The sequence below is a fragment of the Streptomyces lincolnensis genome, from assembly GCF_021173675.1.
In the GTDB taxonomy this organism is placed as follows: Bacteria; Actinomycetota; Actinomycetes; order Streptomycetales; family Streptomycetaceae; genus Streptomyces; species Streptomyces lincolnensis_B.
This window is the reverse complement of sequence record NZ_JAIHON010000001.1, coordinates 1-20,032: the sequence shown is the minus strand read 5'-3', so window position 1 is coordinate 20,032 and position 20,032 is coordinate 1. Positions and strand designations below refer to the sequence as shown.

Sequence of the window (20,032 nt, the reverse complement as noted above, 5' to 3'; positions counted from 1 at the left end):
AGGGATTCCTCACTTGGAGCGCAGGACCGCACTGAAACGGATGATGTATCCAGTTCATGCTAGCACAAGCGGATGATTCATCCGGTTAGTCTGTGTGCATGACCAGTGCACCGATGCGTAAAGACGCTGCCCGTAACCGGCAGCGCATCGTCGATGTGGCCCGGCGGCTCGTCGACGACGGCACCCCGCTGCAGCTCAACGACGTCGCCCGCCTCGTCGGCGTGGGGGTTGCGACCGTCTACCGGCACTTCCCGACGCCGGAAGCCCTGATGGAGGCTGTGGCGACCCCGGGTCTGGAAGCGCTGATCGCTCGCGCGGAACGGGCGCTGGCCGAGGAAGACGCCTGGAAGGCTCTTAGTGGCTTCCTCGACGTCACCGTGGAGGCGCTACTGACCGATGCCTCGCTCACCGCTGTGCGTGCCGCACCGGAACGTGTCGTGGCCCGCACCGAGGAACTTACTGCCGCATTGGACTCGCTGGCCGGCCGACTGCTTGATCGTGCCCGCGCGGCAGATGCCGTACGTGGCGTGGTCACCTGGGACGATCTGCTGCCGCTCGTGTGCGGGATCGCCTTTGCAGCCAAGGTGCACACCGACGACCGGGAGGCGCGCCTGGCATCCGGTCGCCGGTACTTGGAAGTGATGCTGACGGGGCTCCGCAGCTGAGCTGCTGCAGGGCGGGCAGGGTGACCTCGAGGAGGACGGACGCCCGGCTCCTGCATCCTCGACGGGAAAGCTCTGGAAGGCCGCACCTAATCTGTTCGGACAATTAATGCGCAATCGGCCCGATGGTTGATCGGAGCAGGTTCTATTCACGCTCACCATCTGCTATCTCTCCGCCCGGGATTCGGCTTGTGTTGCAGCTCACATGCGCAGCGGGAAGGAGGGAGTGGATTTTACTGTTCGGACAAGTAACGCCTCGTGGGACCTGCGGGGCCTTCTGGACACTCCACTTCCCCCTGAGAGAGATGACCATGTTGAAGGCATTCGAGCCCTACGAGCTGAGTGGCAAGCGCCTCGCCAACCGCCTGGTGATGGCGCCCATGACCCGCAGCCGTGCCTACGGTCCTGGTCAGACCCCCACGCCGCTCATGGCGGACTACTACGCGCAGCGCGCTACTGCCGGACTGATCGTCACCGAGGGTGCTCAACCCTCCCGAGTCGGCCAGGGCTACCCCGACACCCCGGGCATCCACACCGCGGAGCAGGTCGCTGCCTGGCGCCACGTGACGGACGCGGTGCACGCCCAGGACGGTGTGATCTACCTGCAGATCATGCACACCGGACGGGTCGGACACCCCGCACTGACGGGCCTGGAGCCCGTCGGCCCCTCCGCTGTCGCGGCCGCCGGGCAGGTGTACACCCACGAAGGCCCCCAGGACTTCGTCACCCCGCACGAACTGAGCGACGACGAGGTCCGCGCGACCATCGCCGACTACGCCGCCGCCGCTCGCAACGCCATCGAGGCCGGCTTCGACGGCGTCGAGCTGCACGGCGCCAACGGGTATCTGATCAGCCAGTTCCTCGCCCCGAACAGCAACCAGCGCACCGACGCGTGGGGCGGCAGCCCCGAGAAGCGCATCCGCTTCGCCGTGGAGACAGCCAGGGCCGTCGCCGAGGCCATTGGCGGCGAAAGGGTCGGCTTCCGCATCTCTCCGGGCAACGGCTTCAACGACATCGACGAGTCCGACGCCGCCGGCACCGAGGCCACGTACACCGCCCTGGTTGAGGCCCTCGCCCCCCTGGGTCTCGCCTACCTGCACCAGTTGGAGGCTCCCGGTGTACGCGATCTGACGCTTCGGTTGCGTAAGGCATGGCCCTCGGCCTTTGTCCTCAACCCCTTCACCGGCCAGGAGCCCACCGGAGCCGCCGAGCTGGAACTCGTCGAGAACGGCACAGTGGACCTGCTTGCCTACGGCCAGCTCTTCCTCGCCAACCCCGACCTGTCTGCCCGGCTGGCCCAGGGAGGCCCGTTCAACACCCCCGACCCCGCAACCTTCTACGGCGGCGACGAGAAGGGCTTCACCGACTACCCCACGCTGGAGGAAGCGCGCGCTTGACGGCTGGGAGACGGAACTGGGCCAGCCGGGCATGCCACGCCTGAGCAGCACATACCCTGCTCCCAGGAAGCGGACTCGAAGGCCCGCCCGCGGCAGCCGGCCCCAGTGCCGGCTGCCGCGGGCGGCTCGCGGAAAAGACGGTCGCACGGGAGAAAGCAGAAGGCGGCACCATGGAATCCGAGGCAGTACCCCAGGTCTCCGAGACCGGTGAACTCCCCGAGGCCGCACGCCGCGGACCGATCAGCCATGCGATCTTCCGGGTGGCCCGCCTGCACCGCATGCTCGCCGGCCAGGTGCTGCGCGAGGTCGGCCTGCACCCGGCCCAGGAACTGGTCATGATGCAACTGTGGGACCGCGGCCGGATGCGCCAGACCGACCTCGCCCGACACGTTGGCGCCGACGCCGCCACCATGACCCGCACGATTCAGCGGCTGGAAAAGGCCGGTTACGTGCGCCGCGAGCGCTCCACCAGCGACAAGCGTTCCGTCCTGGTCGAACCCACCGCCGCCAGCCTCGCCTTGCGCCAACAGGTCGAAGAGCTCTGGTCCCGCCTCGAGGACTACGCCACCGGCGGTCTCACCGAAGTCGAACGCAGCGAGACTCTCGCCGTCCTCGAACACCTCGAAACCAACCTCGCTGCCCACGCCAGCGACACCGAGCTGCCCTAGGGATCCGGCGGGCCGGCGTCGCCGGCTCCAGTCTCGTCTCCGCAGCCGGGCTCCGCGACGCCCGTAGGTGCGGCGAAGGCGACCTTTACAGCCGCAACAGGGCTGCTTGGAAGGCTTCCGCCAGCTTGCGGGCCTGCTCATGGGAGTCCGCCAGGGACGCCTCGTGGAGCGGTATGAGTCCCGACATGTGGGGCATTATGCGGGCGAAGGTGAGCTCGGGGGTCAGGACGCGCACGTCGAGGCCGAGCGTCAGCCGGTGGCCCAGGACGGTCTCCAGCGTCGGGATGACATGGTCCATGCCGTGGTTGGGGGCCCCGGGGCCGTAGCCGCCGCCGCGGGCGGAGATCACCAACGCCGGGCGGCCGGCGGCCGGCGGGCCATCGGGAAGGCCCATCGTGGTACCCACGGACATGATCTGGTCCAGCCATGCCTTGAACACCGAGGGAATCGAGTAGTTGTACATCGGTACCGTGAACAGGTAAGCGCTCGCCCCGAGGAATTCCCCGACCAGTTCTTCCTGGATCGCCGCGGCCGCGGCCTGATCCGGGGTGCGTGCGGATTCGTCCGTGCTGCGAGTAGTGATGCCGGCGGCACTGAGGTGAGGCACCGGTGCGGCTCCGAGGTCGCGGTGAACGACCGGGCCCCGCCACGAATCCCGAAAAGACTGGGCGACCTGCCGGGACACAGAGTCGGCGCCCAGGGAGGAGGAATCGATGTGCAGGAGATAGGACATGAAGGCGCTCTCCGATTCTTGTCAGTCGGACGGAGCGCCATGATGCGACAGTATGAGACGCCCTACAAAAGGCACACGGGTGTCAGTACCGGAAGGTCATGTGCCTATCGACAGTGATCGCCATTCTGACACTGGTGCGCTGCTCGTGGGTGCTCGTCTGGGCCTCGGGCCGTGACGGCGAAAGCGGACCAGACTTGATGCGCAGTCAGAGAACTCAGGCGAGCTGACGCGGCCCGGGCCGCGAGTGGCGACCATGATCAGGGCGAACCGGAGAACGAGCGCGACGCCAAGTCCAGCCTGGTATCGCGCTCTGCCGAGCTTCGCCTGGGATCCGAGCCTTCAGCATTTCCTCAGTGAGGTTCGGGGAATGTGCCCTTGGGGCCAAATCCGAGTAGCTGTTCGGTCTCGAGGTCGGGAACGGTCAGGAACTCCACGCTCAGACCCTCGGCACCCACCGCAAAGTGGCCCCGGGCCGAGGCGACTTTGAGTTCGGCGTGCAGCTGGAACCCGCTGGCACGGAACCGGTCCAGAACGGCGTCGTAGATCCCGGGGGAACGGGATCCGAATGCGACGTTGAGGATGCCTTGATCAGAGACCCGGTAGCCCTCCGGCAACGGTCGCGGAACCCGGGTCTCGTACTGCACCAGCTCGATCACGGGACCGTCATGGAAACCTTCCGCGGAAAGCACGCAGGACGTGGCGCTGGTGGCCGGGGACCCCCAGAGTTCCTCATCGGCCTCCGTGTGCAGTACCGCGCCGGTGTCGCGCAGCCCGAGTGTGTCGCAGAAGAAGTTCTGCGCTCCGGCCAGATCGGTGACCACGACCCGGACGAAGGCCGTCGTCACTGGAGCATCCCGGATCGTGCGGGTCAGGGAAACTCCCGGAACGCGTTCGCGCAGTTCGAGCCATACCCCCTCAGGATCACGTGTACAGACCCGACGCTCCGGCTTGTCGCCGAGAACCGGCCCGACTTGAGAGCCGGCCTCACGCAGCCTGGCCAGGACTGCGTCCAGGTCGTCGACGTAGAGGCCGACCAACGACCATCCGGCGTCGTCCGGACGGCGGCTTCCCGGCACGGACGCAGGTTCGCTGAACTGGAAGAACTCCAGCTGGAAAAGATCGGTCGAATCGAGCAGCCACATCAGGTCGGCGTTGCAGGCCGGGAAGCCGAGGAAGGCTGCGGCTTCAGGCCCGGTGACTCCCTGCCAGGCGCCGCCCGGCAGGAAGCCAATGACCTCCCGGTACCACGCTGCGGTGGCCTCAAGATTCAGGGTGCTGAAAGATACCTGGATCACGGGCATCGAACTCATCGGGGAATCCATCAGTGTGCTCCTCTCTTGCTCGCTGGTCGTCCATGGAGCGGCCTGATGTAGATGCCGCGCCAACGAATGCTGTGGCAGGGAAAGGGCTGGGCTGCCCTGTTGGCTTCGACGAACGCAATGAACTGTTCGAGTCGTCGATGAGGGCGAGGAGACCTGCTGTGTCGAGCTTGCGGCGCCAAGCTATGCTGCTGGCGCGACAGGTCCTTCTACTTGGCACGTTCTACAAGTGCGTTATGTCAGTGATGCATGCCTGGACGGTAGGCTCAGTCCCTTTTCAGGTGCAGGGCTGAATGTCGGGATTGCCTGCGACTTTTGACGTAGGCACCAGCGCGCACGCCCGTCGAGTGAACCACCGCGTTCAGGCTTGTCCAAGGACGATGTCGAAGCGAGCCGAAGTCCAAGGGCGCTCCGGACGGAGTCCGTCTGGCGCGGGTGTGCCGGCCGGGTGGCGCTCGAAGGTGCGGATGAGGGACTCCTTCACGCCGAACACCGAGTCGCTGTCCAGGTATGGGCCTCCGGATACGAAAATGTGCGTGGTCAGAGGACGGAAGCCGGGCGCCGTCACCATGAAGTGCAGGTGCGGCGCCCGCATCGGAGAGCGCCCGGCGCGGCGCAGGAGTCGGCCAACAGGACCGTCGTCCGGGATCGGGTAGGGCGTGGGGGTGAGCCCCCAGAATCGGTAGCGGCCCTCGTCGTCGCTGAAAAGGTGCGCACGCCCGGCAAGAGCGCCGTCCTCGTACTGGACGTCGTACATGCCGTCGTCGTCTGCCTCCCAGACCTCGATGCGTGCACCGGGGATCGGTCGTCCATCGGTGTCCGTCACCGTGCCGTAGACCCACGACGGCTCGCCGGTGGCGCCCTTCGCGATGTCGCCGCCGAGGGGAATCTCCGGTGCGCCCTGGACGAAGAACGGTCCCAGCACCGTGGACTCTGTGGCCTCGCCCAGATCGGGTTCGTTCACAGCGACGGTCAGCATGGAGATGCCGAGGACGTCGGAGAGCAGAACAAACTCCTGGCGCGTGTCGGTCGTGATGTGACCCGCCGCCGTCAGGAACTCGATCGCCGCGTTCCACTCCTCCTCGGTGAGCCGGGTCTCTCGCACGAACGCGTGAAGGTTCCGTACGAGTGCCTGCATGACCTCACTGAACCGGTCGTTGTCGGTCGTCTCGAAGCTCGCGACGACCTGGTCCGTCACCCGTTGTTCCCGCCGGGCACGGTCGCTGCTCTGCTCTGCCATCGGTTTGCTCCTTCGTCGGGGAGTCATCGCTCATGTGCTGGTGAGCGGGACGAGAACCGGAGCCTCGCCACGCCAGGCTCGTTCCAGCAGCTCCCGGATGGCCTCGCGTGTCGTCCTGCGGGGATTGGACTCCGGCACCTGTGCCGCGATCAGGTCAGCCGCCTGATCGAGTGCCGGCTCCCCAAGTCCCAGCTCGCGCAGAGAACCGGGCGGATCGAGCTCCGCGTAGAGCTCGAGCAACGCACCGAACGGGTCGGCGCTGTTGCCGAGTGCCGATCCGAGCCGGCGCGACGCGTCGGGTGCCGCGGGCAGGTTCAGGCCGACCACGTGTGGAAGGACCACGGAATGCAGCGCGGCGTGTTCGAGGTCGTACGCTCCACCGAGTACATGGCAGATCTTGTGATGGAGGCCGGACCCGGCGCCGGCGAATGCGACGGCCCCCAGGTAGGTGCCGAAGAGGACGTCCCGCCGCGCCGTGACGTCCTGGCTGTCGGTGACGATGGACGGAAGGCAGGTGGCCAGCGAGCGAACGCCTTCGACCGCGAGGGCCGAGCTGATCGGGTTGTTCCGCGGTGCCCACATGGCGTCGACGCAGTGGGCGAGGGCGTTGAGGCCCGAGGTGACCGACAGGCGTGCCGGTAGCGACAGCATCAGGGTCGCGTCGTACACGACGACGCGGGGAATAACGGTGGCGTCAACGCCGGTGCGCTTGTCGCCGTTCGCGGTGAGGCCCCACACGGGGGTCGCCTCCGAGCCGGCGTAGGTGGTGGGGACGGCGAGAATCGGCAGGCCGGTGGTGAGCGCGGCCGCCTTGGCGGTGCCCGTCGTCGATCCTCCGCCGACGCTGAGGAGCAGGTCGGCCGCGTGTTCACGAACAGCCTCGCGTACGGCGTCGGCCACGTCGGCCGGTACATGCGGTTTGACGTGCCCGAAGGCGGCCACGGTGGGCACGTCCCGGCAGATCTCCTTGGCCATGGCCATTTCCCGCTGACCTGCGATGAGGAGGACACGGGTCGAGCCGAGCCGCGCGACTTCGGCTGCCACGTCAGCCCGGGCGGTGCCCGAGCCGAAGAGGACTCGCTGCCCCCAGGACTCATACACCACCGGGGATGTCAGGGATGCGCTCACTCTTCTGCTCACACGCCCGCGTATGCGGACGAGGGGGTGAGGTGGAGGAGCTTCTCGGCGTTCTGCTGGCCGATCTTGAGCCGGTCGGCGTCGCTGATCGGTGCGGTGCGCAGGAACTGCGTGGCCGTCTCGATGTCCTCGAACGGGTAGTCGGTGCCGAAGAGGATGTGGTCGGCGCCCATCGAGAGCAGGGCGGCGAGCAGCGGGGCGGACGAGCAGACGCCACTGGTCGTGATGTAGAGGTTGTGGCGGATGTACTCGGAGGGGCGCTCACGCTTGAGCTCGATGCCGTGATGCGCGTGGAATCCCCAGCGGGAGTCCAAGCGCCACAGCACGTAGGGCAGCCCCTCGCCCATGTGCCCGAGCAGGAGCTTCGCCTTCGGGAAGTCGTCGAACACGCCTCCGAAAATGAGCCGCAGGACGTGGGTGGCCGTGTCGAGCCCCCAGCTCCACATCGGTCCGACGAGTTCGGGGTGGCCCGAGAACACGTGGGCCGCGTCGACGCCGTTCGCCGGATGCAGATAGAGCGGTACATCAAGGTGCTCAGCGCGCTCCCAGACAACGCGGAGGGCGGGGTCGTCCAGGTAGGTGCCATGAGTGTGGGCGTTGACGAGGGCGCCGCGCAGGCCGAGTTGCGCCACCGCACGCTCCAGTTCGTCCGCCGCAGCGGCAGGATCCTGCAGAGGAAGGGCAGCGAAACCGGAGAAGCGGTCAGGGTGTTCAGCGATGACGCCGGCGAGGAAGTCGTTCACGGTGGTCGCCTGCCGTACGGCGGCGGCGGGGTCTGTTTCCGCCTGGATACCGGGGGAGTTGAGCGAGAGAACCTGCATGTCGAGGCCGGCCGCGTCCATCGCGGCGAGGCGCTCTTCGTTGAGATCGAGAAGCCTGCGGGAGGCCTCGGCCCAGACGTGAGGCTGGGCGATGGATGCGGTGGACGCACCGTGGCCGACCAGATCGGCGGTCACGAAGTGTTCTTCGAGGGCGATCAGCTTCATTGCGGCGTCTCCTCGGTGGATCTTGTGTGGTTGCGCGCGAAACGCGCGGAGCGCACGTCGCCCACGGGGTGGCGGGGTTCGTGCATGAGGTGGCTGTTCGCTGCCGGTGGGCTCTTGCCGACGGCCGGGTCTGGCCTTCGTCGGGGTGCGGACTGGCGAGATGACGGGAAGGCTATCGAATTTCACCAAAGCGTAACGTGTTATGCAATGGTGAATCAACGGCTCGCATCCGGCGAGTGCGAGTCGGCACCCGGTTCCATCGAGAAGACCGCAGGCCACGGCGTCAGGAGGGTGGATCGTGGGCTCCGATAGGCTGAACACGTTCATGCACCGGCGGCATGCAGAGGAGAGCTCCGTGGCGGTCGCCGATCCAGCCGAGAACGGGCAGGACGCGCAGCGCGCCGTGTCCGACGGGCTCGGACGCCAGGGGATCCAGTCGGTTGAAACCGCGATGCGGGTGCTACTGGCGCTTGAGGAGGGCGGAGGTGCTCTGAGCCTGTCGGCGATCGCTCAGGCGAGCGGGATGCAGCCGAGCAAGGTGCACCGTTATCTCGTCAGCCTTGGGCGCATCGGGCTGACCTTCCAGGACTCCGCGACCGGTCTCTACGACTTCGGGCCCTCCATGCGTCGCCTCGGAGCGGAGGCGCTGCGGCGTACGAACGAGGTGGCGGTCGCCGCCGGCCACGCGATGCGGCTGAGGGATCGCACGGGCCACTCCGTGAACGTCGCGGTGTGGGGAGACCGCGGTCCGATCGTGGTGAGCTGGGCGTATGGGACCCGCCCGCTGCCACTCACGGTGCGGGTCGGCGCCACGCTCCCTCTGCTCACCTCCTCCGTCGGCCGGGTGTATCTGTCCCACTTGCCCGAGACCCTCACCAACGAGGTGCTGGGACAGGAGGTGCGGGGCAGGGAGGGCGAATGGCCTGCGGAGCGCATCGCAGCCATCCGGGCCGATATCCGTGAGCGCGGGCACGCCGTGACCCATAGCGCTGTCATTGCAGGCGTCATCTCCGTCGCGGCTCCCGTGTTCGCCGCCAATGATCCGCTGCCGCTCGCACTGTCCGTGGCGCTCCCGGAGAGTGCCGGAACACCCGACCACCTCGCTGAAGTGGCCGCCGAGTTGCACACCACGGTGACCGCCGCGTCGCGCGAGCTGGGGCACTTGTCGTAGGCCCGGCGCGGTGCAGCACGGAGTGCGACGTGGTCAGGCTGACCGCGCTACCGCGCCAGCCCGCGGCCCCAATCGGATGCGACGCCCTGTTCTCGCGCCCAGAGAGCGGCCTGGGTACGGGAGGCCATCCCGAGTTTGCCGAGGATGTTGCTCACGTGGGTGCGCACGGTCCGTTCACTGATGACCAGCCGATCGGCGATCGCCTGGTTCGAGTGCCCGGCGGCGACGTGACGTAGCACTTCCCACTCCCGTGCCGTCAGCCCATCGGGCGCGGCGCGTTGGGTCGGATCGGACGTGAGGTGGCGCGTGACGGCGGCATCCAGGTGTATTTCCCCTCGATTGCCCGCCCGGATCGCGGCCGCCAACTCGTCGACATCGGCGTCCTTCAGGACGTATCCCGCCGCGCCCGCGGCGAGAGCGGTTCGGACGCGGTCGGCTTCGCCAAAGCTGGTCAGCACGATGACCACCACATCGGGGTGGTAGTGCTTCATCAGTTTCGTGGTCTCGATGCCGTCCAGTCCGGGCATGATCAGATCGGTGAGCACGACATGAGGTGGGGTTCCCGCTGCCTTCAGGCGCTGCACTTCGGCGAGTGCCCCCGAACCCTCCGAGGCCTGTGCGACGATGCGGATATCGGGCGTCTCGTCGAGGAAAGCAGCCAGGCCGCGTCGAACGACGACGTGATCGTCCACGACCACTACCCGGATGACCTGGTCATCCTCGGTGGATGAAGTGCTCATTGGCTGGCACTTCCGGTTGGCCAGCGTCGGCACGGCACAACGGCGCGAACGGTTGTGCCTTCCCCGGAGGTCTCGACGAAAAGCCGGCCGCCGAGCCGTTCAGTGCGCTCACGCATGCTCACCAGGCCCACGTGACCGGGGCGATGGCGTGACGTGTCGAAGCCGGTGCCGTTGTCGGTGACCGTCACCACCAGCTCGTTGCGGTCATCCGGTTCGATGATGCGGATCTCCACATGGGTGGCGCGCGCGTGACGCATGCTGTTCGTGAGAGCCTCCGAGATCACCCGGAACAGCTCGTGCTCGGTCTCCAGCGACAGCAACAGCGGCTCGTCCGGGATGGAAACACTGATGTCGGTGCCTTCTCGACGCGCGACCGCGGCCGCGTGCTCGCGGACTGCTGCGGTGAGGCCCGAATCACCCATGGTCGCAGGTTCCCGCAACTGCAGGATCGCGGATCGCATGTCGTCGAGGGCCGCTTCCGCCAGGGTGTACAGCGTCTGGAGCCGTTCCCTCATCATCGCGCCGTCAGCACCCTGGATGCGCTCGGCGGTCGACTGCGCTGCCCGCGCCTGCAGCACGAGCGAGTACAGATTTTGGCTCACGGAGTCGTGAAGGTCACGCGCGAGCCGGTTGCGCTCCTCCAGTGCGGCCTTCTCCTGGGCGTCGGCGAACAACCGTGCCGTGTTCACAGCGATCGCCGCCTGGTCGGCCATGGCACTGATGAACGCGACCTCTGCCTCGTCCGGATGGGCGGGAGCAGGGTAGTACGCCGTCAGCGCACCGAGGCTGACATCGCGCGCGACCATGGGCACCGCCACCAGCGACTTCCAGTGGCCTTGCTCGACGATGGGCGCCAAGGGCGCGAGCCGCACGTCGTCCCGCATCCTCATGCGAAGGTCTCGCTCCATGTACGGACTGCGGCCTTTGGCCGCGGCGAGAGCGAGCAGGGGGGCGCCGAGACGCAGGGCGGCCTGCACCTTCGACCAGTGTTCCGGAGGAACCCCGGCCTCGCCCTCGATCCATGTTTCGCCGGCCTCCGGGTCCGTGAGGGTCAGGGTGCACGAGACCGCCGCGGTTACGTTGAGCACCTCTGCCGCGACGGCGTTGAGGGTGGACTGAAGGGAGCCCATGCAGGCCGCGCGAGCCGTTGTGCGGGTGAAGGCAACGAGGCGACGTTGATCCAGAGCGACAGAGCGTGTGTCGTCCCGCACGATGACGGCGGTATACGGCTCGCCGTCGATGTCCAACTCGACCTCGACGGTGTCGCTCGATGCCGGCGGAACGAACGGACGCTCTCCGACCAGGACGGAGGTGTCCAACCCGAGTCGATGACTGGCCTCGCCGTTGAGGTAGGAGATGCGGCGGTCGCGGTTGATCAGAACCACTCCGTCACGCATGAACCCCAGCAGCGTCGTCAACGACGCGGGTATCGCCTCAGCCGTCACGGTTCCTCGGGAGTCGGTCATACGAGGCCTCCTTGCCGCATATCGCACCCTCGGCACTCTCGATACTCGTGAACCTCGCGCTGAATATGCCGGACGCCCGGCACGATCCGTGCGCAGCTCCGGTGCTGGTAGGTGGCTGGGAGGGCGAGGCTGATCTGACAGTTTTGCATACGTTCTCTGCTGAGCCGAGTACGCCGTTCGCCGGAATGCGACCCCGCACGGAAGGCGCGACCGGGCAGACCCGCGGGCGGACTCCGTGCGGGGACGGGCACGGCCGGGCGGGGTGGTACTCGGACCGGTGAACATAGCGCTGACGCCGTCGGAACCGCACGTCATGGCTGATCAGTGCCGTGTTCTTCCGGCCGGACCGCACTCGACTCTGGTCTTCGCACGCTACGTCATTTGACTCAGGGCTTTCCGCGCATCCTCCGATGCGACCGGACGCCGCCTGCCTGTGCAATGAGTCGCAGCGGACAAGGAGGACCTGATGACGATTGTGGTACATGGCCGTGACCAGACGCGTCGCGAGGTCGACGTCAACACCCGCGACAGCCTCATGCTCCAGCTTCGCCCTCTCAAGGTAGGGGTCATCGGCGTCTGCGGCGGCAACGCCGTGTGCGGCACGTGCCATGTCACGGTCCGGCCCGATCAGTGGGACCTGCTCGAACCGATTGACCAGTACGAGGAGGAAATGCTCGAGACGCTGCCGGACCGGCAGCCGAACTCCCGCCTGGCTTGTCAGATCGTCTACACGCCCGCACTGGACGGCCTGGAGCTCACGGTCGCCACGCGTAAATAGCCGCGCCCTCAGGCCCACCGCGTCGGCACACGAAGGGAAATGTCATGCCCCAGATCACCACCAGTTGCCGTACCGAAAAACCGCTCGTCCCCGTCGGAATGATCTCCCACGGCACGCTCACATCTCTCGACCTGCAGAAGTCGCGGCGCTTCTACGAGGAGGTCCTCGGCTTGGAGGTGATCCAGACCAGCCCCGTGTCGATGCTGATCCGCCTGGGCAGCGATCACACTTACGCTGTCGTCGAGACGGGGCAGCCCAGCACGATGGGCCTACTCGACCACAACGGCCTCGATGTCCCGAGTGTCGAGGCCGTCGACGACGCCTATGCCGCCCTTGTGGCGAACAAGAGCGAATACGGGATCGGGCGCGTCACCAAGCCGCTCATGCAGCACGGGACCTACTCGTTCTACTTCGCCGACTGCGACGGCAACTGGTGGGAGATCGTGCACTTCGGCCCGCGTGGTTACGCCCCGATGTATGAGAACCCCGCACTAGACATCACCGGCCGGACCGACATCGACCTGGACGCGCTGGAGCACACCGGCAGTGACGAACAAGCTTCCCGCCCCGGGGACGCGTGATCACCGCATGAGCACTGCGCAACGCGTCGTCGTCGTGGGAGCGGGAATCGCAGGTGTCCGGGTCGTGGAGTCGCTGCGCGAGAACGGCTTCGAGGGCGCCCTGACGGTCGTCGACGCCGACCCCGAACTGCCCTACGACCGTCCGCCGCTGTCGAAGGAATTCCTCACCGGCGTCTTCGACGAGGACGACTTCAGGCTCTGGAGCGCCGACCGGATAACGGAACTGCGGGTCGAGCTCCGGCTGTCGACCAGGGCTGTCGGCCTCGACACCGCCCGCAGGCGTGTCGCCGTGCGCTCTGCCGCTGACGGCGCCGACGAGCTTGCCTACGATCGGCTTGTGCTGGCGACCGGCGTCGCCCCTCGGCGCCCTGCGGCGTTCGTCGGGCTCGACGGGGTGCACACGCTGAGATCGCTCGCCGACGCCCGGGCGCTGCGGGACGCACTGAGAACAAAGCCCGGCCCGGTTGTCGTCGTCGGCGGTGGCTTCATCGGCGGAGAGGTCGCCACCTCGGCGGGCGAACAGGGGCTCGACGTGACGATCGTCGAGGGCGGCGGGAACCTCCTGCCCAGCGTCCTGACCCCCGGCCTGTCCCGTCCCCTCGAACGTCTGCATGAAGCCAGTGGTGTGCGAGTGATCTGCGGCCGGACGGTGGCCGCTCTGCACGGCCAGGGCAGCGTCGAGTCCGTCGAGCTTGCGGACGGCACGCGGCTGCCCGCTGGCATCGTCGTGCTCGGTCTCGGTGGCGCACCGGAGACCGGCTGGCTGGACCGGTCCGGTCTGCAGCTCAGCGACGGCGTCCACACCGACGAGGGTCTGCGCACCCCAGCGGAGGGCGTCTACGCCATCGGCGACATCGCCCGTCGCCGTGACAGCGCCACCGGCGCGCTCGTGCGCCTTCAGCACTGGACCTCGGCCCATCGCCAGGCTGCCCACGTCGCCCGCGACCTGCTCGGCATTACCGTCCCTTACCGGGACGTGCCCTTCATCTGGACCGACCAGCACGGCGCCCGGCTGCAGATCGCCGGTGTCACCTATGGCGACGAGGTGCGCTTCGTCGACGGCGGACCCGACACCGAGGCATACCTCGCCCTGGTACGGCGCGGCCCCGATCTCGCCGGAGTGATCGCGCTGGGCCGCATGCGCGAGTTCCAGAAAATGCGCCGCCTGCTGTCCGATCCGCCGCGGTGGCAGTCAGTGGTCGCAGGCACACCGGATCTCGACACGCTCGGAGCTCAAGCATGAACATCGTGTCTTTCTCGACACCGGGCAGCAGCCCTCGGCCGGGCTTCCTGGTCGGCGACGCCGTCCTGCCCGCCGACACCGTCCTGGGTCCGGGCGCCCCTGCCTCGGTCCCGGACATGCTCGTCGCATGGGACGACATCCGTGAGCGGGTCATGCAGGCGACCGACAACGACGACCTGCCGCACATCCCTCGAAGTGACGTGCGCCTGCATGCGCCGATCCGGCCCGGCGCGCTGATCCTGTGCGCCGGTGGCAACTACCGAAGTCACCTCGAGGAGATGGGCGACTCCGTACCTGAGAAGGCGCCGTCATTCATCAAGAGCCCGAACGCCGTGACGGGTCCGGACGAACCCATCGTCCTGCCGCCCGAATTCCCCGAGATGGTCGATTTCGAGGGTGAGCTGTGCGTGGTGTTCGGCCGCGAGTGCCACCGGGTGAGTGCGCACCAGGCCATGGACTACGTCGCGGGCTACACGATCCTCAACGACGTCTCCGCCCGTGACGGGGTGAGGGCGTTTCTCACGGCCGCCACACCGATCGAGGGCCGCTGGTCGGTCATCGAGATGCTCATGGGCAAACAGTTCCCCACCTTCGCCCCCGTCGGCCCCGCGATCCTGACCGCGGACGAGGTCCCCGACCCCGGCGCCCTGCGGCTGACGACCCGGCTCAACGGCACCGTGATGCAGGACGCCCACATCACCGACCTCGTCGTGGGGATTCCGCAGCTCGTCGAGGAGATGTCCCGCTACTACAGCTTCGCGCCGGGCGACCTCCTGAGCACGGGCACCCCGGCCGGGGTCGGCGCGGGGCAGAAGCCGCCACGCTACCTCCGCGCGGGAGACGAGGTCGCCATCGAGGTGACCGGTATCGGCACACTCACCAACCGGATCGTTCCCGCCGCCGTTCCGGTCGCGAGCTGAGGGAAGGACGGATCCTTGTCGCAGACAACCACACCAAGGCCGCCCGCCGAACTCGACCTGTCTGCCCGCTACCGACCGGGTGCCGGACCGGTGCCGGTGACCGGAGTCCAGGCGATCGCCCGGCTGCTGGTCGAACAGCACGCCGCCGACGACGCAACCGGCCTGACCACCGCGACCTTCGTGTCCGGCTACCAGGGCAGCCCGCTCGCCGGGCTGGACATGACCCTGGCGAAGGCATCGGAACTCACAGAGACCGCCGCCCTGAAGCTGGTACCCGCCGTCAACGAGGAACTCGCGGCCACCTCGGTGTGGGGCAGTCAGCTGGAGGTGCCCGGGCACGCGCGCACGGTCGATGGTGCAGTGGGCATCTGGTACGGGAAGGCCCCGGGCGTCGACCGGTCCGGGGACGCGTTCCGGCACGCGAACATCAGCGGAGCGCACCCCCACGGCGGTGTACTCGTCCTAGCGGGCGATGACCCGGCCTGCAAGTCCTCAACCATCCCCTGCACGAGCGAGCAGGCACTCGCCTCCTACGGGCTGCCGGTGCTCTACCCGGCCGACGCCGCGGACATCGTGCGTCTCGGCCGCTACGGCGTGGCCCTGTCGCGTGCGTCCGGCATGTGGGTCGGAATGAAGATCACCACGGACGTCGCCGACGGCATCTACACCGTCGACGGCTCAGTGGGTGAAGTCGAGGTAACCGTTCCGGAGCTGGAGTGGGAGGGCAAGCCCTGGACCTACCGGCAGTACCCCAGCCTCACCCCGCCTGCGTCCCTGCGGGCGGAGGAGCAGCTGCACGGGCCACGGGCTGCGATGGTGCGGGCCTTTCTCGCCGCCAACCCGATCAACACCGTGGAGGTCGACACCCCCGATGCCTGGCTCGGGATCATCGCGGGCGGCAAGACCTACGCGGACGTGCGCCAGACACTGCGCGACGTCGGACTCGACGAAGGGGACGGCGAGACGGCTCTGCGGCGTGCCGGTATCCGGTTGCTGCGCCTCGGCATGATCCACCCTCTCGAGCGTGACAAGGTGCGCGCGTTCGCCGCCGGCCTCAAAACGGTTCTCGTCGTTGAGGAGAAGGAGCCGTTCATTGAGCGCGCGGTGCGTGACGTGCTGTACGGCATGTCCGCCGCGCCGCTCGTGCTCGGCGCGGCGGACGCGGACGGACGGCCGCTGGTGCCCGTCACCGGTGACCTGAACGCGCGGAGCCTGGAAGGACCGCTGCGCAGAGTGCTGCGCGGACGGGTCGACCTCGCGCCGTCGCGCCGCGAACCGCCGGTCCTTGAGTTGCTGTCGACGGGACGCACCCCGTACTTCTGCTCGGGCTGTCCGCACAGCCGCTCGACGCTGGTCCCCGACGGATCGGTCGCCGCCGGAGGCATCGGCTGCCACGGGATGGTCACGCTCGACGGGCGTCCGGAATCGGATGTGGTGTCGCTGACCCAGATGGGCGGGGAAGGCGCCCAGTGGATCGGCCAGGCAGCGTTCACGACGGCCCCTCACCTGTACCAGAACATGGGGGACGGCACCTTCGCGCATTCCGGACAGCTCGCCGTACAGGCATGTGTGTCCGCAGGTGTGTCGATCACCTTCAAGCTGCTCTACAACAAGGCCGTCGCCCTGACGGGCGGTCAGGATGCCGCCGGTGGTCTGGAAGTGCCCGCAATCGCCGCGAAGCTGCTCGCGGAGGGCGTCAACAAGATCATCATCTGCGCGGACGAACCCGAGCGCTACCGTCGCCTGCCGAAGCTGCCGGCCGGTGTGGCCCTGTGGCACCGGGACCGTTTCGACGAGGCACAGAAGGTGCTGGCCGAGGTGAAGGGTGTCTCGGTCCTCATCTACGACCAGCAGTGCGCCGCCGAGGCGAGGCGCCTGCGCAAGCGGGGCGCACAGCCCGTCCGCCGTACTCGGGTCGTCATCAACGAGGCGGTCTGCGAGGGGTGCGGGGACTGCGGGGTCAAGAGCAACTGCCTTTCGGTGCAGCCGGTGGACACGGAGTTCGGCCGCAAGACGCGCATCGACCAGAGCTCCTGCAACACCGACTACTCGTGCCTCGACGGTGACTGTCCATCGTTCATGATGATCGAGCTGCCACCCAGAAGGCCGTCCAAACGGTCCGCGCCGCAGCGCCCAGACCCCACCGCCGTGGCAGAGCCGCTCCGGACGACGCCGCACGGCACGTCCGATGTCTTCCTCGCCGGCATCGGTGGCACCGGGATCGTCACGGTGAACCAGGTGCTCGCCACTGCCGCGATCCGCGATGGGCTGGCCGTGAACGGCCTCGACCAGACCGGACTGTCCCAGAAGGCCGGGCCGGTCGTCTCGCACTTGCGGATCGCGCACCGGGACAGTGTCCTCGAACCGGCGAACCGGGTCGGCGGCGAGGTTGCCTGCTACCTCGCCTTCGACGCTCTGGTCGGCGCCGACGCCAAGAACCTCGCGTTCGCGTCGCCCGAACACACCGTCGCCGTCGTCTCCACCAGCGCCCTTCCGACCGGCGCGCAGGTGCGCGACGCCTCGCTCACCCCTCCTGACGCCGACGAGCTGCTCTCGCGGTTCATCCGGTGCACCAAGGACGTGCTGCCCCTCGACACGACTGCGGCGGCCCAGGCGCTGTTCGGCGACGGCATGCCGGCGAACTTCCTTCTGGTGGGCGCCGCTTATCAGGCTGGTGTGCTGCCGATGTCGGCCGCGGCAATCGAGTGGGCGATCGAGGTCAACGGCGTCGCGGTGAAGAACAACATCGCCGCCTTCCGGTGGGGCCGTGTCGCCGCCGCCGACGCCACCGCCTTCGCGGCAGCCGTGGGCTCGGATCGGCCCGCGAGCACGCCGAAGGCGCTGGCCGACATCGACCTGGGCGACCTGACGGGCGAGACCCGGCGCCTCGCCGGCATCCGAGCCACCCAGCTGATCGGCTATCAGAGCAAGAGCGTTGCACAGCGCTACGTCACCGACATGCTGACCGTGTGGCGCGCGGAACGCGCAGTGGGGCAGGACACGGCGTTCAGTGAGGCCGTCGCTCGAGGGCTGTACAAACTCACTGCGTACAAGGACGAGTACGAGGTGGCCCGGCTGCTGATCGACCCCGTCTTCGAGGCACAACTGCAGGCCGAGGTTCCCGGCGGGGTGAAGCCGCGCTACCGGCTGCATCCGCCGATCCTCAAGGCGATGGGACGCCAGAAGAAGATCGCCTTCGGCCCCTGGATGCGCCCGGTGCTGAGGATGCTGGCCAAGGGCCGCGTCCTGCGAGACACCCCGTTCGACCCCTTCGGCCACCTGGCAGTGCGCAAACTGGAGCGTCAACTGCGCGACTCCTACCGTACGACAGTGCTTCGCCTCGCCAAAGAGTTGACTGAGGAGTCATACAGCACGGCGGTGGCCGCGGCAGAAGCCGCCGACATGGTTCGCGGCTACGAGGACGTCAAGCTCGCGAACGTCGACCGCTACCGCGCCCGGCTGGCCGAACTGGGGCTTTCCTGACCCACTGCTCCCTCCTGCGTCACAACGACGCCTTCCGCTCGACCACGAATCCCCAAGGAGGGAAGAACAGATGAGTGACATGGCCCTCCGGGGACCCACGATCCTGATCTCAGGCGGTTCTCGCGGCATCGGTTTGGCCATCGCCGTCGCCGCCGCCCGTCAGGGCGCCAATGTGGCTTTGCTGGCAAAGACCGACGTGCCTGACCCGCGCCTGCCGGGCACAGTGCACACCGCCGCCGCGGAGATCGAGGCGGCCGGCGGCAAAGCTCTCCCCATCGTCGGGGACGTGAGGGACGAGGAGTCGGTCGCAGGGGCCGTAGCGAGGACCGTCGACCACTTCGGTGGCATCGACATCTGTGTGAACAACGCGAGCGCGATCGCGCTGAGCGCCACCGAGGAACTGCCCACAAAGCGTTTCGACCTCATGATGGCGATTCAGCTCCGCGGCAGTCACCTGCTGACCCGGGCATGTCTTCCCCACCTCCGTCAGGCCCGGAACCCGCACATCCTCAGCCTGTCGCCGCCGCTCAACATGAACCCCAGATGGCTAGCCTTCGCGCCCGCCTACATGGTGGCCAAGTACGGCATGTCCCTGCAGACACTCGGCTGGGCGGCCGAGTACGCCGACGCGGGGATCGCCGCCAACTGCCTCTGGCCCGAGACCTACATCAGCACGGCGGCAGTCCAGAACCTGCTTGGTGGTGACAACGCTGTGGCGAAGTCCCGCACCCCGGACATCGTCGCCGATGCCGCGTTGCACATCCTCACTCGGCCGTCCCGGGACTGCACCGGCAACACCTTCATCGACGCCGATGTCCTGCGCGGCGCCGGAATGAACGACCTCTCCAAGTACGGCGTCGGCGACACGCTCGCGTACGACATCTTCGTCGATCCCCCTGCGCCGGCTTCCGACACGGAGGTCCAAGGACTGCGGGACGGCTGGACCACACACTCCTCCTCCCCGCCTGCTGAGGCTCCATGACCGCGGTACGGCGCACAGCCGTAGATGTCCTGACGGACAGCCCGGCGGAGGGTCTGGGCGAGCCCTGAGTCCCGACATTCGGTGGGCATGCCGCTGCGGGCGACGGCAACACGATGGACTGCTTGCTTCCAAGCAGCGGCACTTGTCAGTGTTGGGTCTCCTGTCGGCCGCCGCAGGCCGGGCCGGCGCTGACCTGGGTCGCGGTGAAGCTGTGCAGGCCCCACAGGCAGTTTTCGACGCCGATGCCCCTGTGACTGTGACCGCCGAAGGGCAGGTCGCGGGCGATGCCGCCGCCGTGGGCGTTGACGGAGACCGGCCCGATACCGCCTCGCGGGTCGCGGCAGGGAGCGACGAGCAGGACGCTGCGGAGGCGGAAGCTCCGGTCATGATCCACTGACCCGGACCCGCGTCATGCGGCGGACGGCCTAACACGAACCGAGCGCGGCGAAGGCCTCGTCGAGCAGGCCGATGAGGTCGAGTGCGCCGTCGGAGGCGGTCCAGTGATCCAGGGCGATGTCGAGGCAGT

Annotated in this window: 18 protein-coding genes; 10 read left to right on the top strand and 8 right to left on the bottom strand. The window is 67.8% G+C overall.

Annotated elements, in window-relative coordinates; translation table 11 throughout:
- The first annotated feature begins 98 nt into the window (after positions 1-98).
- The 3 genes from K4B79_RS00090 (at position 99) to K4B79_RS00080 (ending at position 2,727) form a co-directional block, all read left to right on the top strand.
- Positions 99-665, top strand: a complete 567-nt coding sequence (locus K4B79_RS00090) for a TetR/AcrR family transcriptional regulator (RefSeq protein ID WP_232024055.1) — start codon at positions 99-101, stop codon at positions 663-665.
- A gap of 308 nt (positions 666-973) precedes the next feature.
- A complete protein-coding gene (locus K4B79_RS00085; RefSeq protein WP_232024054.1) occupies positions 974-2,059 on the top strand; it encodes an alkene reductase in 1,086 nt (361 codons plus the stop codon).
- Between the two features lie 170 nt (positions 2,060-2,229).
- Positions 2,230-2,727, top strand: a complete 498-nt coding sequence (locus K4B79_RS00080) for a MarR family winged helix-turn-helix transcriptional regulator (protein ID WP_232024053.1) — start codon at positions 2,230-2,232, stop codon at positions 2,725-2,727.
- 85 nt (positions 2,728-2,812) lie between these two features.
- Here K4B79_RS00080 and K4B79_RS00075 read toward each other — a convergent pair whose 3' ends face one another.
- From K4B79_RS00075 to K4B79_RS00055, 5 genes are all read right to left on the bottom strand, one after another.
- Positions 2,813-3,460, bottom strand: coding sequence for an FMN-dependent NADH-azoreductase (locus tag K4B79_RS00075; RefSeq protein ID WP_232024052.1), 648 nt, complete (start codon positions 3,458-3,460; stop codon positions 2,813-2,815).
- A gap of 350 nt (positions 3,461-3,810) precedes the next feature.
- Positions 3,811-4,782 (bottom strand): VOC family protein, encoded by a 972-nt coding sequence (locus K4B79_RS00070; protein ID WP_232024051.1) that lies wholly within the window; start codon positions 4,780-4,782, stop codon positions 3,811-3,813.
- Between the two features lie 358 nt (positions 4,783-5,140).
- Positions 5,141-6,019, bottom strand: a complete 879-nt coding sequence (locus tag K4B79_RS00065) for an intradiol ring-cleavage dioxygenase (RefSeq protein ID WP_232024050.1) — start codon at positions 6,017-6,019, stop codon at positions 5,141-5,143.
- A gap of 30 nt (positions 6,020-6,049) precedes the next feature.
- Entirely contained in the window at positions 6,050-7,120 is a 1,071-nt protein-coding gene (locus tag K4B79_RS00060; protein ID WP_308280377.1) for a maleylacetate reductase, read from the bottom strand.
- Positions 7,121-7,155: 35 nt separating this feature from the next.
- Entirely contained in the window at positions 7,156-8,142 is a 987-nt protein-coding gene (locus tag K4B79_RS00055) for an amidohydrolase family protein (protein WP_232024048.1), read from the bottom strand.
- A gap of 355 nt (positions 8,143-8,497) precedes the next feature.
- Here K4B79_RS00055 and K4B79_RS00050 point away from each other — a divergent pair, with 355 nt between their 5' ends.
- The gene (locus K4B79_RS00050; RefSeq protein ID WP_232024047.1) at positions 8,498-9,313 is read left to right on the top strand and encodes an IclR family transcriptional regulator; all 816 of its coding nucleotides are present in this window, start codon (positions 8,498-8,500) and stop codon (positions 9,311-9,313) included.
- A gap of 47 nt (positions 9,314-9,360) precedes the next feature.
- Here K4B79_RS00050 and K4B79_RS00045 read toward each other — a convergent pair whose 3' ends face one another.
- Positions 9,361-10,053, bottom strand: a complete 693-nt coding sequence (locus K4B79_RS00045; protein ID WP_232024046.1) for a response regulator — start codon at positions 10,051-10,053, stop codon at positions 9,361-9,363.
- Positions 10,050-11,519: a GAF domain-containing sensor histidine kinase gene (locus tag K4B79_RS00040; protein WP_232024045.1), complete on the bottom strand. Its 1,470-nt coding sequence runs from the start codon at positions 11,517-11,519 to the stop codon at positions 10,050-10,052. Before K4B79_RS00040 ends, K4B79_RS00045 begins: the two co-directional genes overlap by 4 nt.
- 466 nt (positions 11,520-11,985) lie before the next feature.
- On the opposite strand from K4B79_RS00040, the gene K4B79_RS00035 reads away from it, so the two are divergent.
- From K4B79_RS00035 to K4B79_RS00010, 6 genes are all read left to right on the top strand, one after another.
- Positions 11,986-12,297: a 2Fe-2S iron-sulfur cluster-binding protein gene (locus K4B79_RS00035; protein WP_232024044.1), complete on the top strand. Its 312-nt coding sequence runs from the start codon at positions 11,986-11,988 to the stop codon at positions 12,295-12,297.
- Between the two features lie 44 nt (positions 12,298-12,341).
- Positions 12,342-12,878 (top strand): VOC family protein, encoded by a 537-nt coding sequence (locus tag K4B79_RS00030; protein ID WP_232024043.1) that lies wholly within the window; start codon positions 12,342-12,344, stop codon positions 12,876-12,878.
- 7 nt (positions 12,879-12,885) lie between these two features.
- Entirely contained in the window at positions 12,886-14,121 is a 1,236-nt protein-coding gene (locus K4B79_RS00025; protein ID WP_232024042.1) for an NAD(P)/FAD-dependent oxidoreductase, read from the top strand.
- Positions 14,118-15,041 (top strand): fumarylacetoacetate hydrolase family protein, encoded by a 924-nt coding sequence (locus tag K4B79_RS00020; RefSeq protein ID WP_232024041.1) that lies wholly within the window; start codon positions 14,118-14,120, stop codon positions 15,039-15,041. Before K4B79_RS00025 ends, K4B79_RS00020 begins: the two co-directional genes overlap by 4 nt.
- Before the next feature lie 15 nt (positions 15,042-15,056).
- Entirely contained in the window at positions 15,057-18,524 is a 3,468-nt protein-coding gene (locus tag K4B79_RS00015) for an indolepyruvate ferredoxin oxidoreductase family protein (RefSeq protein ID WP_232024040.1), read from the top strand.
- A 70-nt stretch (positions 18,525-18,594) separates the two neighbouring features.
- Positions 18,595-19,506, top strand: coding sequence for an SDR family oxidoreductase (locus K4B79_RS00010; RefSeq protein WP_232024039.1), 912 nt, complete (start codon positions 18,595-18,597; stop codon positions 19,504-19,506).
- Between the two features lie 145 nt (positions 19,507-19,651).
- On the opposite strand, the gene K4B79_RS00005 is transcribed toward K4B79_RS00010, so the two are convergent.
- A complete protein-coding gene (locus K4B79_RS00005) occupies positions 19,652-19,900 on the bottom strand; it encodes a hypothetical protein (RefSeq protein WP_232024038.1) in 249 nt (82 codons plus the stop codon).
- Positions 19,901-20,032 lie beyond the last annotated feature (132 nt).